Source organism: Paenibacillus sp. FSL K6-1096 (assembly GCF_037977055.1).
In the GTDB taxonomy this organism is placed as follows: domain Bacteria; phylum Bacillota; class Bacilli; order Paenibacillales; family Paenibacillaceae; genus Paenibacillus_AQ.
The window spans coordinates 4,921,141-4,935,921 of record NZ_CP150274.1 but is presented as its reverse complement, the minus strand read 5'-3'; the positions used below and the strand labels follow the sequence as shown (position 1 = coordinate 4,935,921).

Annotated in this window: 10 protein-coding genes; 3 read left to right on the top strand and 7 right to left on the bottom strand. The window is 56.1% G+C overall.

The features are described 5' to 3' along the window. Positions 1–62: 62 nt before the first annotated feature. Positions 63–1,256 (bottom strand): hypothetical protein, encoded by a 1,194-nt coding sequence (locus MHI24_RS21750; RefSeq protein ID WP_340021608.1) that lies wholly within the window; start codon positions 1,254–1,256, stop codon positions 63–65. Next, positions 1,220–1,792: an RNA polymerase sigma factor gene (locus MHI24_RS21745; protein ID WP_340026750.1), complete on the bottom strand. Its 573-nt coding sequence runs from the start codon at positions 1,790–1,792 to the stop codon at positions 1,220–1,222. Before MHI24_RS21745 ends, MHI24_RS21750 begins: the two co-directional genes overlap by 37 nt. 180 nt (positions 1,793–1,972) lie before the next feature. Here MHI24_RS21745 and ligD point away from each other — a divergent pair, with 180 nt between their 5' ends. Then, positions 1,973–2,857 carry a non-homologous end-joining DNA ligase gene (gene ligD / locus MHI24_RS21740; protein WP_340021607.1) on the top strand — a complete coding sequence of 295 codons (885 nt, stop codon included), beginning with the start codon at positions 1,973–1,975 and terminating at the stop codon, positions 2,855–2,857. 200 nt (positions 2,858–3,057) lie between these two features. Here the strand turns inward: ligD and MHI24_RS21735 are convergent, their stop codons facing one another. Both MHI24_RS21735 and cls read right to left on the bottom strand, forming a co-directional pair. Next, complete coding sequence (locus MHI24_RS21735) at positions 3,058–3,966, bottom strand: YitT family protein (RefSeq protein WP_340021606.1); 909 nt, start codon at positions 3,964–3,966, stop codon at positions 3,058–3,060. Positions 3,967–4,075: 109 nt separating this feature from the next. Next, the gene (gene cls / locus MHI24_RS21730; RefSeq protein ID WP_340021605.1) at positions 4,076–5,506 is read right to left on the bottom strand and encodes a cardiolipin synthase; all 1,431 of its coding nucleotides are present in this window, start codon (positions 5,504–5,506) and stop codon (positions 4,076–4,078) included. A gap of 236 nt (positions 5,507–5,742) precedes the next feature. Here cls and MHI24_RS21725 point away from each other — a divergent pair, with 236 nt between their 5' ends. Continuing rightward, positions 5,743–6,987 carry a M23 family metallopeptidase gene (locus MHI24_RS21725; RefSeq protein ID WP_340021604.1) on the top strand — a complete coding sequence of 415 codons (1,245 nt, stop codon included), beginning with the start codon at positions 5,743–5,745 and terminating at the stop codon, positions 6,985–6,987. A 49-nt stretch (positions 6,988–7,036) separates the two neighbouring features. Then, positions 7,037–7,486 (top strand): polymer-forming cytoskeletal protein, encoded by a 450-nt coding sequence (locus MHI24_RS21720; RefSeq protein WP_340021603.1) that lies wholly within the window; start codon positions 7,037–7,039, stop codon positions 7,484–7,486. Positions 7,487–7,544: 58 nt separating this feature from the next. On the opposite strand, the gene MHI24_RS21715 is transcribed toward MHI24_RS21720, so the two are convergent. From MHI24_RS21715 to gltB, 3 genes are all read right to left on the bottom strand, one after another. Further along, the gene (locus MHI24_RS21715; RefSeq protein WP_340021602.1) at positions 7,545–8,327 is read right to left on the bottom strand and encodes an ABC transporter permease subunit; all 783 of its coding nucleotides are present in this window, start codon (positions 8,325–8,327) and stop codon (positions 7,545–7,547) included. Beyond that, complete coding sequence (locus tag MHI24_RS21710) at positions 8,320–9,246, bottom strand: ABC transporter ATP-binding protein (RefSeq protein ID WP_340021601.1); 927 nt, start codon at positions 9,244–9,246, stop codon at positions 8,320–8,322. Before MHI24_RS21710 ends, MHI24_RS21715 begins: the two co-directional genes overlap by 8 nt. Before the next feature lie 869 nt (positions 9,247–10,115). Next, positions 10,116–14,711 carry a glutamate synthase large subunit gene (gene gltB, locus MHI24_RS21705; protein WP_340026749.1) on the bottom strand — a complete coding sequence of 1,532 codons (4,596 nt, stop codon included), beginning with the start codon at positions 14,709–14,711 and terminating at the stop codon, positions 10,116–10,118. Between the last annotated feature and the right edge of the window lie 70 nt (positions 14,712–14,781).

The window sequence follows — 14,781 nt, the reverse complement described above, 5'->3', positions numbered from 1 at the left end:
AACACTCTTGTAACGCCGCCGGGCTTCAAAAAGGGACATCTTTATTTCACGCTTATAAATTCTCACTGCTGAACCATTCCGGCGGCAATGTTCTCCCATTGTTCCCGGGTCAGCCGCTGGTCCGGCGGGTCCGTTATTAAAGCAAGCCCTCCGTAGGCGCTGTCGTACCAATACAGTCTGCTAACTGACCCCCCGTTGTTCTCTTCGCCTGTCCCGGGAATGAACAGCAGCTCCTTATCTTCGTAGGACCACATTTCGGCATTTTGGCCGGGATTCAAGATGATTTGGACCGGGCCAGTTGTTTCTGCAATATCCCAGAATAAATTAAGCTTAAGCTGCTGGCTGCCCTCCTGATAGACCATCTCGGCCTTTGCGATACTCTTCAAGGGCCATATGGTAACGGCCAGCGGATTACCGTCCGGATCGCCTTCAACTTCGGCCTTCAGCTCCTTCAGGATCTGCCTGTATTCCGGCTCATACCCGGAGGGAGTTTTGGTGAACAGCCTGCCTTCTGCTAACCGTAATCCGCCTATTCTCTCGGGCGGCAGCGCAAAGCTCCACTTGCCCGTCTGCTCGCGTGCTGCCGACAACTGCTTGTAATTGGTATACGTAACCTCTCTGCTGGTGAAGAAAAGCGGAGCTCCATACCCGAGCCCGTTCATCAATGCAATTAATTCACTATCATTGACATAATAAGCCGCGGTCTCTCCCGGCTGTAAGCCGGCTTGCGCCTGCCGTTCATATTGTTCCTTTAGCTTAAAGAAACGTTCCCGGGCAGAGCTGGAGCCAATGTAGGACGGCGTGTATCCCTTAGACACAGTGTACTTCAGCTGCGCCACAATTCTGCCGCTGCGGTCCTTCAAGGCCAGAGGCTTCGCCTCCGTCTGCCGGGTCACCGCAAAGTCCGGGTGCAACACCTTACCCGCAGTTCCCTGATCCAGCACGTTGCGGACAACACCGAACCCGGCCACTCCAAGGAGCGCCACAGCGCAGAGTCCGGCAGCCAGCCTCCGGCCCCGCTGCAGCGCAGGACGCTGCTTAGGCATCTGCTGTCTGGTCATCACAGGCATCTGTGTACCCGTCCCAGCTACCGTTTGTCCCGGCGAAGCCGATGCCGCATCCTCTGATGCAGCCTGCTCAGCATGGATGGCCCGTACCCGCTCCATAACGGCTGCTTTGACATCAATGCTGCCGGAAGCTCTACCTGCGCCCATTCGTCTTATCCTTTTTTCTTCAGCAGCGATGCGCTCGTCCATTGCTCCTCCCCCTCTCTTTGCGCTTGCAGCAGGTCAGCCAGCTTAACGATCGTGCGCTGATATCTCTTCTTGACCGCCTCCGTATTCTTGCCGAGAATCACAGCGATGTCCGCAAAGCTCTGCTCTTCAAAAATCCGCAGCACCAGCAGGCTCCGTTCCTCTGCCTTCAGCCGGGAAAGCGCCACGGCGAGCGGTTCATCGAACAGATAGCGGTCCATCCGCTGCTCCGGGCTTTCCACGTATTTCTGCGGCCGCAGCAGCGTCAGCAGACGGCGGTGCCGCTGGCGCTGGCGGATAACCTGGAGGCAATGATGGTAAGCGATTCTATAGAGCCATGAAGAGAAGCTGACCAGCGGACGGTACTGGCCTATATGCTGATAAGCCTTCACCAGAATCTCCTGCACGGCATCCTCCGCCTCGGCCGGATTGCTGAGCAGACGGCAGCAGTAACGGTACATCGGCTGCTGAACAGCCTCAACGATCTGCCCGTACACCTCCACTTCGCCGCTCTGCACCCGGGCTACGAGGTGCTCCATCTCATCCAATATCGGAACTCCCCTCTCTTTCCCCTTACACCTTTATAAGCACGGGACGAATCGAAACGGGACATTTTGCACCAAAAAAGATCTGTCCCGGCTATGCCCGTTACCCGGACTGAAAACCGGCCATACGGCAAATAATAGTCAGACCTAGACGACCCGAAGGAGGAACACTGTATGCCGCAGAAGGTTAAAGGCACCATTACCGCTGACGGACATGAGATCGTCATTACGAATCCGGATAAGCCGCTGTGGCCGGAGCAGGGCATCACCAAGCAGATTTACCTGCAAAAGCTCGCCATCCTCTCCCCTTACCTGCTGCGTTATTGCAGGGACAGGCTGCTTACGGTGATCCGTTATCCCCATGGCGTGCCCGGGATGTCCTTCTACCAGAAGAACGCTCCCGAGCCGCTGCCGGAATTCGTCCGCACGGCTGAGCAGGACGGCATCACCTATATTGTCCTGCAGGGTCTGCCGGAGCTGCTCTGGCTCGGGAATCTGGCTGCGCTTGAATTTCATCCTTCCCTGCATTATGTAGGCAGTCCCCTGCCCTGCGAATGGATGATCGATCTGGACCCCTCCCAGGAGGTGGAGCCGCGGATTATGGAAGCAGCCTTTCTGGTCGGGGAGGTACTGAGGTCGCTTGGACTGCAATCCGTCCCCAAAACCTCTGGGGCAACCGGCGTACAGATCATCGTCCCCATCCTGCCGGGCGTCACCTTCGACGGCCTGCGCCGGGTTGGCCATTTCGTCGGCCGTTATGTTACCGAGAAGCGGCCGGATCTGTTCACGCTCGAACGCCTCAAGAAACACCGCGGAGACAAAATCTATTTCGATTATCTCCAGCACTACGGCGGCAAGACTCTCGCTGCCCCCTATACCCCGCGTGCCCGGCCGCTGGCGACAGTCTCAACCCCGCTGCTGTGGGAAGAAGTGCAGCGGGATGTCAAGCCTGCCGATTACCATCTGCTGAATATCGGGGAGCGGCTGGACCGGCTGGGCGATCTGATCGCCCAGGTCCCCCCGCAGCCGGTTGAAGCGATTATCGCCAAGCTCCCCTGACTGGAGGAGACCCGGAGCAAGCAATAAGCCCGCAGATGCCTGAATTCAGGCTGCGGGCTTAAGTGGCGTCCAGAACTGGACGGAAGGTAAATATATATGATAATACGGCGCAGTAAGTCAGTTCCGCCGTATTGAGTACTCTGACGTTCGTAAATCTACCTTCCTTCGAGAGCATCCCGGCCTGACGGGCCAGTGCTATACTAATGAATGGCTTTCTTTTTGAAGCGGCCGCCTTTGACATCATGGATGTTGCCGATGGCGATGAAGGCGTCGGAATCCCAATCCTCCACAATCGACTTCAGCTTGGCTTCCTCCAGCCGGGTAATGACGACAAAGATCACTTTCTTGTTATCGCCGGAGAACCCGCCTTCACCGTCCAGGTAGGTAACCCCGCGGCCCAGGCGCTCCGTCAAGGCTTCGCCGATATCACGGAACTTATCACTGATAATCCATACGGACTTCGACTGATCCAGACCTTCAAGTGTAATATCAATCAGCTTAAAAGCGATATAGTAGGCAATAAGCGAGAACATCGCATTATTCCAGCCGAACACAAAGCCTGCGCTGGACAGAATAAATACGTTGAAGAACATGACGACTTCTCCTACAGAGAACGGAAGCCTTTTGGCGATAAGAATAGCAACAATTTCAGTACCGTCCAGCGATCCGCCGTAACGGACAACCAGTCCGACCCCGACGCCGAGGATGACCCCGCCGAAGACTGCGGCCAGCAGCGGTTCAACAGTAATCGGATGCACCGGATGAAGCAGCTGTGTACCAATGGACATTACAACGACTGCAAAGAGTGTAGATAAGGCAAAGGTCTTGCCGATCTGCTTATACCCGATAACCAGAAACGGCAGGTTAAGCAGGGTCAGCAGGATACCAAGCGGTATATGGAAAATATCGGACAACATAATGGAAACACCGGTTATTCCGCCGTCAATCAACTTGTTGGGAACGAGAAAAATTTCAAGCGCGACAGACATCATGAACGCACCGATGACAATCATGACAACCCGCTGGGCCAGCCTTGCGGTCTTGATCGCCCCGGATTTCTGCGGCTTCTTCTGCTCCTCACCCGTAAAGACATGTTGGCTTACAGTCATAGAACTCCCCCTGTTCATCTTATATTTCCATTATATCATAAAGGAAGCACGATTAACGCATGGAAATTGATATAACCTTCGATAAACGATGCTTCCATCAACTTTTCTATCATAATAGCGGCGATAAGAGCTTACACAGGCTTTCTAACCGTTTGACATTCTTCCCTCTCTCCCGAAAGCGCTGCGGATCAATATATTCACTATGTGCCAGATCCCTGCTGAAGTCTTCCGCCAGCCCGGCAATCCGCTCCGGCCCAAGCAGAACCGCCGTCAGCTCGAAGTTGGAATAGAAGCTGCGCATATCCAGATTGGCACTGCCGACCAAGGCCAGCAGATGATCGACAATCATCACTTTGGCATGCATGAACCCTCTGGTATAGCGGTAAAATTTCACCCCTGCATCCTGCAGATCCTCCAGGTACGACAGCGTTGCATAGTAGACCACCCGGTTATCGGGCTTCGCCGGAATAATCATCCGCACGTCCACTCCGCTAAGCACCGCATGCTTCAAGGCCCGCTGAATGGCCGGGTCCGGGATGAAATACGGTGAGGTGATCCAGATCCGCTGCTTCGCCGCACAGATAGATGCAAAGAACATCTCCTGCGTAGCATCGATGGGCCCGTCCGGACCTCCGGCAACAATCTGTACCACCTCCCGTCCCGCACAGCTATGGCGCGGAAAAAACCGGGGATGGCTCATAGTCTCACCTGCGGCCAGCCTCCAGTCCCGGAGAAACACATATTGCAGATGATACACCGCATCCCCTTCCAGGCGCAGATGGGTATCCCGCCAGAAGCCCATCTTCGGGTCTTTGCCGAGATAATCATCGCCTATGTTCATCCCTCCGGTGAAGCCGGTCCGGCCGTCGACTACGAGGATTTTGCGGTGATTGCGGTAATTGAAGCGGCGGTCCAGAAGCGAGGTCAGCGGAGGCAGAAAAAAATAGACCTGGACGCCCGCAGCCCCCAGCTCCTTCACAAATCTCCGGCTCAGCTTATGGCTGCCCAGCCCGTCGCACAGCAGCCGGACCCGTACTCCCTGGCGCGCCTTGCGGATCATCACCTGCTGGAATTGCCTGCCGATCCCGTCCTCCCGGAAGATGTAGAATTCCATGTGGATATTCTCGTGCGCCTGCTCCATCGCTTCCAGCATGGCCTCATAAGCTTCGCGGGTGCCTGAGAATACCTGACAGTCATTATGCTGCGTCAGCGGGCTCCCGGCCAGCCCGGAGAGCAGGTGAAGCAGCTCCGGCCGCCCGGCAAAAGCGCGGTTTCCCGTATCCGCCGCTTCCTTGACCATATGAATCTTGCCGGCCACATGGGCACGGATCTCCCGCTGCAGAGACACGCATCTCCGGCCAAGCCGGCGGCTCTGGCGGTAATCTCTTCCCAGGGCATAATAGAATAGCAGTCCGAGCGGCGGACAGCAGAAGGTGATGCAGATCCAGGCCAAAGCCCGTTGCGGGCGCCGGAACTCCAGAATTAGGATCACAGCCAGCTGCACAATAAAAATACATAAGATCAAGGCAAATATCCTCATATCCGTCCTCCTGGACAATGGAATAAACGAGTGCTAGGTTTACAGCGGATGCTGTTCACCTACTACAGGTCTTGCCTTAACTCCCGTTCTTTATTCAAGCAAACCGTTGTCATGTTCAACCTGATTCTGGAATACATAGAGTAGTAGGACGAACCGGATAAGCCCCTGCACCAGGAACAGACCGTAACAGACAGTCAATATCCCGCGGCTGCCCCAGGCCGCAGGAAGGAGAAGTTATGAAACGTCAGCGTGGTAAACCGATTAAGCTGCTTGTTATGCGTGAAGCCGGACAGCCTGTGAAGCAGGTCCAGATCTCCAAGCCGCTGGCAATGGCCTTGCCGGCCGCCGCTGCATTGTCCATCTCCAGTCTGGTCACCTCCATGCACATCCATGCCTCCCGGTCCATCGCCGAGCTGGAGGCTGAAGCCGCTGCATTGTCGCTGACCAATATCCGCATGGAGATGAAGGTCGCCGACAAGGAAGAAGCGCTGCAGCAGCTGCGCGGCCAGGTGACCGAGCTCTCCGAGGAAGCGGAGAATATCAAAGACAAGCTGAAGAGCGTCACTGAGCTGGAGCAGCAGCTGCAATCGCTGATCGGACAGGAGGAGGCCTCCTCCTCCGATTCCGGCAAGGAGGCGGGTAAACAGAGCAACGGCAATAAGACCTCCGCCTTGCCTCCGGGAGCGGACAGCGGGCCGTCCAGCTTGAACGCTACGGCTGCGGCCTCCGCCGGAACCTTCGGCAAAGTCAGCCGGCTTAGCGCAGGCCCGTTCATTCAGGAGCAGCCGACCACCCGTTTGGCAGCCCGTCCGGCAGCCGCTTCGCCTGCCGCCGAATTCCGGGTGAAGCTGGCTGCTGCCCTGCTGCCCGCTGCAGGGCAGCCCCAGGTCGGCGGAGAGTATATCGCTGTCTATGAACAGGACCCGCAGAAGCTGGTTCAGGACACACGGGACGACTTTCAGGAGATTCACAGCCTGCTAGATGAGATGATCGACAGCATCTCCTCCACGATTACAGAGGCCCGTAAGGTGAACACCCAGCGGGCTAATCTTCAGGCGAAGCAGGCACAGGAGGCCAAGGCCCGGCTGGCCCGGACCGTCATGTGGCCCACCGGATCGAAGGTCATTACTTCAAGCTTCGGCTACCGCACCGACCCGTTCAAGGGAGTCTCGGCCTACCATTCCGGTATCGATATTGCCGGCAAAATCGGCGATCCCGTCTATGCCGCGCTCGGCGGTGAGGTGATCGCTGCGGAGCGGCTGGGCGCCAGAGGCAAATACATCGCGGTGCGGCATGACAACGGACTGGAGACCTTGTACATGCATTTGGACCAGATGCTGGTCTCGCCCGGAGATCAGATTGTTAAAGGACAGCAGATCGGGATGCTGGGCAATACCGGACGCAGTACAGGCCCTCACCTCCATTTTCAGGTGGTGAAGCAGAACCAGCCGGTGAATCCGCTGAACTATGTCAAGCCTTGAGCCCGGCTGTAAGATGTACCCGAAATGAATCATTCAAGGAGGAATGAGTATGTGGAAGAGACGCAATCCGGCTGCTTCTTATAAGTCAACGGATTCGCTCATCGGTTTTGGCGGCACGCTTGAAGGCAAGGTGAACTCTAGCACCAATCTGCGGATTGAAGGGAATTTCAGCGGGGAGATTCTGTGCGAAGGCACGGTGACTGTCGGCGAACAAGGCCAGGTCCATTCCAGTATCGAGGCGCAGGAGATTATTATCGCGGGCACCGTATATGGCAACGTAACGGCCCAGGGGAAGCTGGTTCTTACAGAGACTGGACAACTTCACGGCAATATTGCCGCAGGCGCGCTGAGCATCACCGAAGGCAGCTTGCTTAACGGAGCTGTGTCCATGACGGAACAGCCCGCCGCCGAGAAAGCCGGGGGGCTGCATCCAGTCAATTCCAAGAAGAAGTCAGGCAAACGCAGAGAGGGTCAGCAGAGCAGCCTGGAAGGCGCATAAGCGGGTGATTCCCGCCGGCCTTCCTCCCCGTCCGCCCGCTCCCGGGTGAAGCGATATTCTAGGCAGATACGTCTCTTTTGGCAAATACGAGCCATGAGGCTGCCATGATAATCACATAATACACAGCCAGTACAGTGACCGCGAACCCCAGGGTAGTTCCGCCGGGGCCGGTATCCGACAGCAGATAGCCGCTCAGGTTCATGTGGGCAAAGATCAGGTAGTTCGCCCATTCATACCGTTCGGGACTGAAGATCGCAATGAAGATGTCTTTGGTGAACATAATCGATAGGGACAGCACAATCGCGAGTCCGCTCGAACGGAAGACGCTGGAGATCATGAACGCAATGGCTGCCGTCAGGAACAGCTCAATATAGCTGCACAGAATCAGCATAAACACATACTCCCCGGCGCTCCAGCCCATCGTCTCTCCGCCCATGGAAGCCGAGGATGAGAATATCAGGGCCGAGCCAAGTCCGAAGGCGATTAACACCGCAGTGCTGACGAGGCTGAAGCAGACCATCGATAAATATTTGGAGAGCAGAATCTTCGAACGGCTCCAAGGGCGGATCAGCAGCAGCTTGATCGTTCCCCAGGTGAATTCGCCCGCCACGGAGTCAGCTGCCACCAGAGCGGTGAAGATGGTATTCAGGAAAAAGGCAATGGTCACCGTGGTCCGGAAGCTGCCCCATAGTCCCATTACGTCGCTGCCGCTGGTGGTGAAATAAATCAGCGCCGGAAACAGCGCGCTCATCAGTGCCAGTATGAACAGCATGATCCAGGTCCGCAGACGCCGGAATATTTTGATGTTCTCATTATGTATGAGAGCAATGAACTCACCCAATACCTTCACCTCCTGTAATTTCCAAGAATTGATCCTCGAGCGAACGCGACAGCGCCTTGATGCTGTACACTTTAATTCCGGCGGTGACCAGCTTCGCATTCAGCTCGGCAATCTCCTCCCGGGATGCCTGAACGGCGATTCCGCCTTCCTTCATCACACCGCCTGCGATCAGTGCCAGCGCAGCCTCAGGATTATCGACCTCGAAAAAGGTCTCGCCGGCCGGGATTATCATATCGCCGACGGCCTTGAGCTGCTTCACATCGATCAGGCGGCCGTTCTGGATAATCGCCACACTGTCGCACATCAGCTCCATCTCGGACAGCAGATGGCTGGAGACGAATACCGTGGTTCCTTCCGTTCGGCACAGCTGGCGGAGATAATCACGCAGCTCGCGGATTCCCTGCGGGTCCAGCCCGTTGGTCGGCTCGTCCAGGATGAGCAGCTTCGGCCGGTGCAGCAGTGCCTGGGCTACGCCGAGCCGTTGCCGCATCCCCAGGGAGTAGGATTTGACCTTGTCATGGATGCGCTGGCTCAGACCCACCAGCTCCACAACTTCTTGTATCCGGGCTTTGGTCACGCCTGGCACCATACGCGCATACTGGCGCAGGTTCTGGTAGCCGGTGAGGAACTTGTACATCTCCGGGTTCTCCACGATCGCTCCGACCTGGGCGATGGCCTCTTCGTAATGGTCTTTGATGCTGTGCCCGCAGATCATGATATCCCCGCGGCTTATAGAGATTAATCCCACCATCATACGGATGGTAGTCGTCTTACCTGCCCCGTTCGGTCCCAGGAACCCGAAGATCTGCCCGGGTGGAATATCAAGCGTCAAGTCGCTGATCAGCGTTTTGGAGCCTATCTTCTTGGTGACGCCCTTCAGACTGGCTACAGGCTTCACCGCTTCTGCCGGATTCGGCATGACTTCACTTCCTTTCGTCGGTTGGTGTGAAAAGGGGTTACGCTTTATGATAAGGTGGATTCATAGCAGAACTAAAGAGACTCTGATCTAGATGTTAGCCGTAACTGCGGTGAACATTTGGACTTCCGGCCGCTGTTGTCTCCAGATTTCTCTATTAATAATACCGCCGTTTGCGGTAGAAATCCGGATACAAAGGCGGACGCTACCGCTCCTACAGTTCCAAATTTCCCCTCCGTTACTCCCATCCTATTATTGTCTTATTCAGTTCAAGCTATTATTAACCTTATCACTATATCAACAACCCATTTTCAACCATTTATATATATTACCACAGTTTTCCTCCCTCCTGAAATTTGGAGAGATATGCAGCAACAGGAACAACATCATCGATTGCATTCGGCCCACGTGCCTCCGCACTGCCCATTGTGTTCGGTTTTTCGCATACATTTGGCCCCACGTGCCTCCGCTCTGCCCATTGTGTTCGGTTTTTCGCATACAGTTTCTGAGAGTTTCCTCTGTCCACCGACCGTCGCTTGTATGGGGCAGCATTGTTGCAAATTTTGCATGAATTATCTATAAATGTTACTGGCTGGGGAGCAATGTTGCATCATTTGCAGGATTTTCGGAGATTTGAGCAGGTTAGCGCTGACTTTGTTGCATTTCGTGCAAGATTTCAGTGTAAACCGCTTGTATGGAGCAGCATTGTTACACTTTTGGCAGGATTTCTTTAATAGGGTTACTAGCTGGGAAGCATGATGCAATAAAGAAAGGCCACACCTCTCCAGAATGGAAAGATGTGGCCTCTTGGTGAGCGTCGCGCTCCGGTATTGCCGAAGCACGTTGCTTATTCAGTTGAAACTTATAATAACTTAACCGCCGACCCGTGCCAGCTCGCGCATGTTGGCTTCGAAGGCAGCCATCAGGGCCGCTTCACCGGTCAGGCCATTCTGCTCAACCTTACGGATCTGCTCCAGCATCCGTTTGTAGTCCTTCGGAATGACACGCACGAACTTCGGCAGCGCTTGATCCCAGGCATCCAGGATGGCTTTGCCCGCGTTACTGTCGGTCAGCTCGGTATGGCGGCTGATCATTCCGTGCAGGTCAGCGATTTCATCCGCTTCCTCCACACGCTCCAGCAGGACCATTTCCAGGTTGCAGCGCTTGATGAAGGTATTGTCGGGATCATAGACATACGCGATCCCGCCGGACATCCCTGCCGCAAAGTTGCGGCCCGTGCCGCCCAGTACAACCACCCGGCCGCCGGTCATGTATTCACAGCCGTGGTCACCCACGCCTTCTACGACTACATTCGCTCCGGAGTTGCGGACCGCGAAGCGCTCACCGGCAATCCCGCTGACATAAGCCTCACCGCTGGTCGCCCCGTAGAGCGCCGTGTTCCCGATGATAATATTCTCTTCAGCAGCAAAGGTGGCCTTGCGCGAAGGTCTGATAATCAGCTTGCCGCCGGACAGCCCTTTGCCGACGTAGTCATTGGAGTCGCCTTCGACGGTAATCGTGACGCCCTTCGGTACGAAGGCTCCCAGACTCTGCCCGGCCGATCCGGTGAAGTGCAGCCGGATTGTATCATCCGGCAGACCGGCCGCGCCGTATTTGCGCGTCAGCTCGCTGCCGAGAATGGTTCCTACAGCACGGTTGACGTTCGTGATCGGCAGAGAAGCTTCAACCGCTGTGCCGGATTCCAGCGCAGGCCGCGCGATATCCAGCAGGTGCGTCATATCCAGCGTCTCTTCCAGGCCGTGATTCTGATGCTGGCTGCGGAAGCGTGTGCTGCCTTCCGGCATATCCGGCGTGTGCAGCAGGCTGCTCAGATCAACGCCCTTCTTCTTCCAGTGCGCCGAAGCCTTAACAGCATCCAGGCAGTCGGTGCGGCCGACCATCTCTTCGATGGTGCGGAAGCCCAGCTCAGCCATAATCTCACGCAGATCTTCAGCTACGAAGGTCATGAAGTTCACCACATGCTGCGGATCACCCAAGAAGTTCTTGCGCAGCTCCGGATTCTGTGTAGCTACGCCGACCGGACAGGTATCCATCTGACAGACACGCATCATGATGCAGCCTACAGCTACCAGCGGTGCAGTGGCGAAGCCGTATTCCTCGGCCCCCAGGAGGACCGCTACCGCCAGGTCGCGTCCGCTGAGCATCTTGCCGTCAGTCTCCAGCACCACGCGGTCGCGCAGATTGTTCAGCATCAGCGTCTGGTGTGTCTCAGCCAGCCCCAGCTCCCAAGGCAGCCCGGCATGACGGATGGAGTTCATCGGCGAAGCGCCGGTTCCGCCGTCGTACCCGCTGATCAGGATGATATCGGCACGGCCCTTAGCCACACCTGCGGCAATGGTGCCTACGCCGACCTCTGATACCAGCTTCACGTTAATCTCCGCGCGCGGATTGGCATTCTTCAGATCATAGATCAGCTCTGCCAGATCCTCGATGGAGTAAATATCATGGTGCGGCGGCGGCGAGATCAGACCTACGCCTGCGGTAGAGCCGCGGACCTCAGCGACCCAAGGATAAACCTTGCGGCCCGGAAGCTGTCCGCCTTCGCCCGGCTTGGCCCCTTGGGCCATCTTGATCTGGATCTCGTCAGCGTTCACCAGATAGTTCGATGTTACGCCGAACCGTCCGGAGGCCACCTGCTTGATCGCACTGCGGCGGGAATCGCCGTTAGCATCCGGCTTGAAGCGCGCCGGATCTTCCCCGCCCTCACCGGTATTGCTCTTGCCGCCGATGCGGTTCATCGCAATCGCCAGTGTCTCATGGGCTTCCTTACTGATCGAGCCGAAGGACATCGCACCGGTCTTGAAGCGTCTCATAATCGATGCGGCGGATTCAACCTCATCCAGCGGCACAGGGTCGTTCTTGCGGTTGAACTGCAGCATCGAGCGCAGCGTCTGGTGCTTCTCACTTTCGCCCTGGACGAGCGCTGCATACTTCTTGTACATCGCATAATCTCCGCTGCGTACCGAATGCTGCAGCAGGTGAATGGTCTGCGGATTGAACAGATGCTCTTCCCCGTCGCTGCGCCACTGGTATTCGCCGCCGGAATCCAGCACCTTGTCGTTGCCGTCCTTGTCGGTGAAGGCGCGGTAATGGCTGGCCAGCGCTTCCTGAGCCACCTCTTCCAGGCCGATCCCGCCGATGCGGGAAGGGGTCCAGGTGAAGTAACGGTCCACGAATTCCGAATTCAGGCCAACCGCTTCAAAAATCTGCGCGCCACGGTAGGATTGAATCGTGGAGATCCCCATTTTGGACAGAATTTTGACTACGCTCTTCGTTGCAGCCTTAATATAGTTCTTCACAGCCTTCTCATGCGAAATTCCGCGCAGCAGGCCCTGGGAGATCATATCATCCAGACTCTCGAAGGCGAGATATGGATTGACTGCACTTACCCCGTAGCCGAGCAGAAGCGCATAATGATGAACCTCACGCGGCTCGCCGGACTCCAGCAGAATGCTGACCTTGGTCCGTGTTCCCGAGCGGATCAGGTGGTGATGCAGGCTGGATACCGCCAGCAGTGCCGGGATCGCCGCATTCTCACGGTCAACGCCGCGGTCGGACAGGATCAGAATATTATGGCCTTTGCCCATTACGCGATCTGCCGCCTCGTTCATACGCTCCAGCGCGATTCTCAGCCCTTCTGCTCCCAGCTCTGCCGGGAAAAGGATCGGGATGGACATCGACTTGAAGCCGGCACGGCGGACATGGCGCAGCTTGGCGAAATCCTCATTCGAGAGAATCGGGGAAGCCAGCGAGATCTGCCGGCAGCTCTCCGGCTCTGCCTTCAGCAGATTGCGTTCCGGCCCGATAGTCGTAGCCGTAGAAGTAACCAGCTCTTCACGGATCGCATCAATCGGAGGATTCGTGACCTGGGCGAACATCTGCTTGAAATAGTTGTACAGGCGCTGCGGACGGTCTGACAGCACCGCGAGCGGCGAGTCATAACCCATGGAGCCGACCGCTTCGGCGCCTGTGGAGGCCATAGGCTCCAGCACCTTGCGCAGATCCTCGAAGGTGTAGCCGAAGGACTGCTGCAGCTGCTGCACGTTATCATGCTTCGGATTCGGCAGCTCAGGTGCATCAGGCAGCTCATCAAGGCTGATCAAATGCTCATCCAGCCACTCCTGGTAAGGCTGCTGGGAGGCAATCTCTGCCTTAACCTCTTCGTCTGAGATAATCCGGCCCTGCTTCGTATCAACGAGCAGCATCCGGCCCGGTCTCAGGCGGTCTTTGTATAATACATCCTCTGCCGGAATATCAAGCACACCCGCTTCAGAGGATAGAATAATCAGATCATCCTTGGTTACATAATAACGGGCAGGACGAAGGCCGTTACGGTCAAGAATGGCCCCGATCTGCACACCGTCGGTGAAGCCCATAGCGGCAGGCCCGTCCCACGGCTCCATCAGGGTGCTGTGATATTCATAGAAGGCTTTCTTCTTCTCGTCCATACTGTCATGATTGCTCCATGGCTCAGGAACCATCATCATAGCTACATGCGGCAGAGAGCGTCCGCTCAGATACAGGAATTCAAAGGTATTATCGAACATCGCCGTATCGGAGCCGTCAGGATTCACCACCGGCTTGATCTTGCCGAGGTCTTCTCCGAACACTTCGCTCTTGAACAGCGACTGGCGGGCATGCATCCAGTTCACGTTGCCGCGGAGGGTGTTGATCTCACCATTGTGGATCATGAAGCGGTAAGGGTGGGCACGTTCCCAGCTGGGGAAGGTGTTGGTGCTGAAGCGGGAGTGGACCAGCGCAATCGCCGATTCCAGATTCTCATCCTGCAGATCAAGGTAGAACTGTCCGACCTGCACCGTGGTCAGCATCCCTTTGTAGACAATCTTCTTGCAGGATAAACTTGGTACATAGAAGGACTCGCCTTCTTCCGATCCGCCGTAGCGGATGGCGAGCTCCGCGCGTCTGCGGATGACATACAGCTTACGTTCAAAGGCCATCTCATCCTTAATGCCTTCCGAGCGTCCGATGAAGACCTGGCGCACATAAGGCTTGGCAGCCTTGGCTGTCTTCCCGAGCATCTCATCAAAAGTAGGCACATCACGGTAACCGAGAACCTGCTGGCCCTCTTCAGCAATAATCTCGCTCAGAAGCGCTTCATGGCGGGCCCGGATCTCCTCGTTGTGAGACAGAAAGATCATGCCCACGCCATAATGGCCTTGCTCCGGAAGCTCAAAGCCCAGCTTCGCGGCTTCACCGGCGAAGAAACGGTGCGGAATCTGCAGCATAATGCCGGCTCCGTCACCTGAATTCGGCTCGCTCCCCTGGCCTCCCCGGTGCTCCATGTTGAAGAGCATAGTCAGCGCATTGCTGACGATATCATGGGACGGTTTGCCTTTGATATGGGCGACAAATCCCATGCCGCAAGCGTCTTTTTCGAACTGGGGATCATACAAGCCCTGTTTGATGGGCAGTTCAGTGTGTCTCATCATATGCAACCTTTCTATTAATAAAGTAGACGGAATTCCAGGAAAAATTTTCAGCGGTTAATCTTAATAA

Bases quoted from the DNA above. Each gene is read 5' to 3' on its own strand.
- ligD (WP_340021607.1), top strand. From the start codon at position 1,973: ATGCCGCAGAAGGTTAAAGGCACCATTACCGCTGACGGACATGAGATC.
- gltB (WP_340026749.1), bottom strand. From the start codon at position 14,711: ATGAGACACACTGAACTGCCCATCAAACAGGGCTTGTATGATCCCCAG.
- MHI24_RS21750 (WP_340021608.1), bottom strand. From the start codon at position 1,256: ATGGACGAGCGCATCGCTGCTGAAGAAAAAAGGATAAGACGAATGGGC.
- MHI24_RS21710 (WP_340021601.1), bottom strand. From the start codon at position 9,246: ATGCCGAATCCGGCAGAAGCGGTGAAGCCTGTAGCCAGTCTGAAGGGC.
- MHI24_RS21720 (WP_340021603.1), top strand. From the start codon at position 7,037: ATGTGGAAGAGACGCAATCCGGCTGCTTCTTATAAGTCAACGGATTCG.
- cls (WP_340021605.1), bottom strand. From the start codon at position 5,506: ATGAGGATATTTGCCTTGATCTTATGTATTTTTATTGTGCAGCTGGCT.
- MHI24_RS21735 (WP_340021606.1), bottom strand. From the start codon at position 3,966: ATGACTGTAAGCCAACATGTCTTTACGGGTGAGGAGCAGAAGAAGCCG.
- MHI24_RS21725 (WP_340021604.1), top strand. From the start codon at position 5,743: ATGAAACGTCAGCGTGGTAAACCGATTAAGCTGCTTGTTATGCGTGAA.
- MHI24_RS21745 (WP_340026750.1), bottom strand. From the start codon at position 1,792: ATGGAGCACCTCGTAGCCCGGGTGCAGAGCGGCGAAGTGGAGGTGTAC.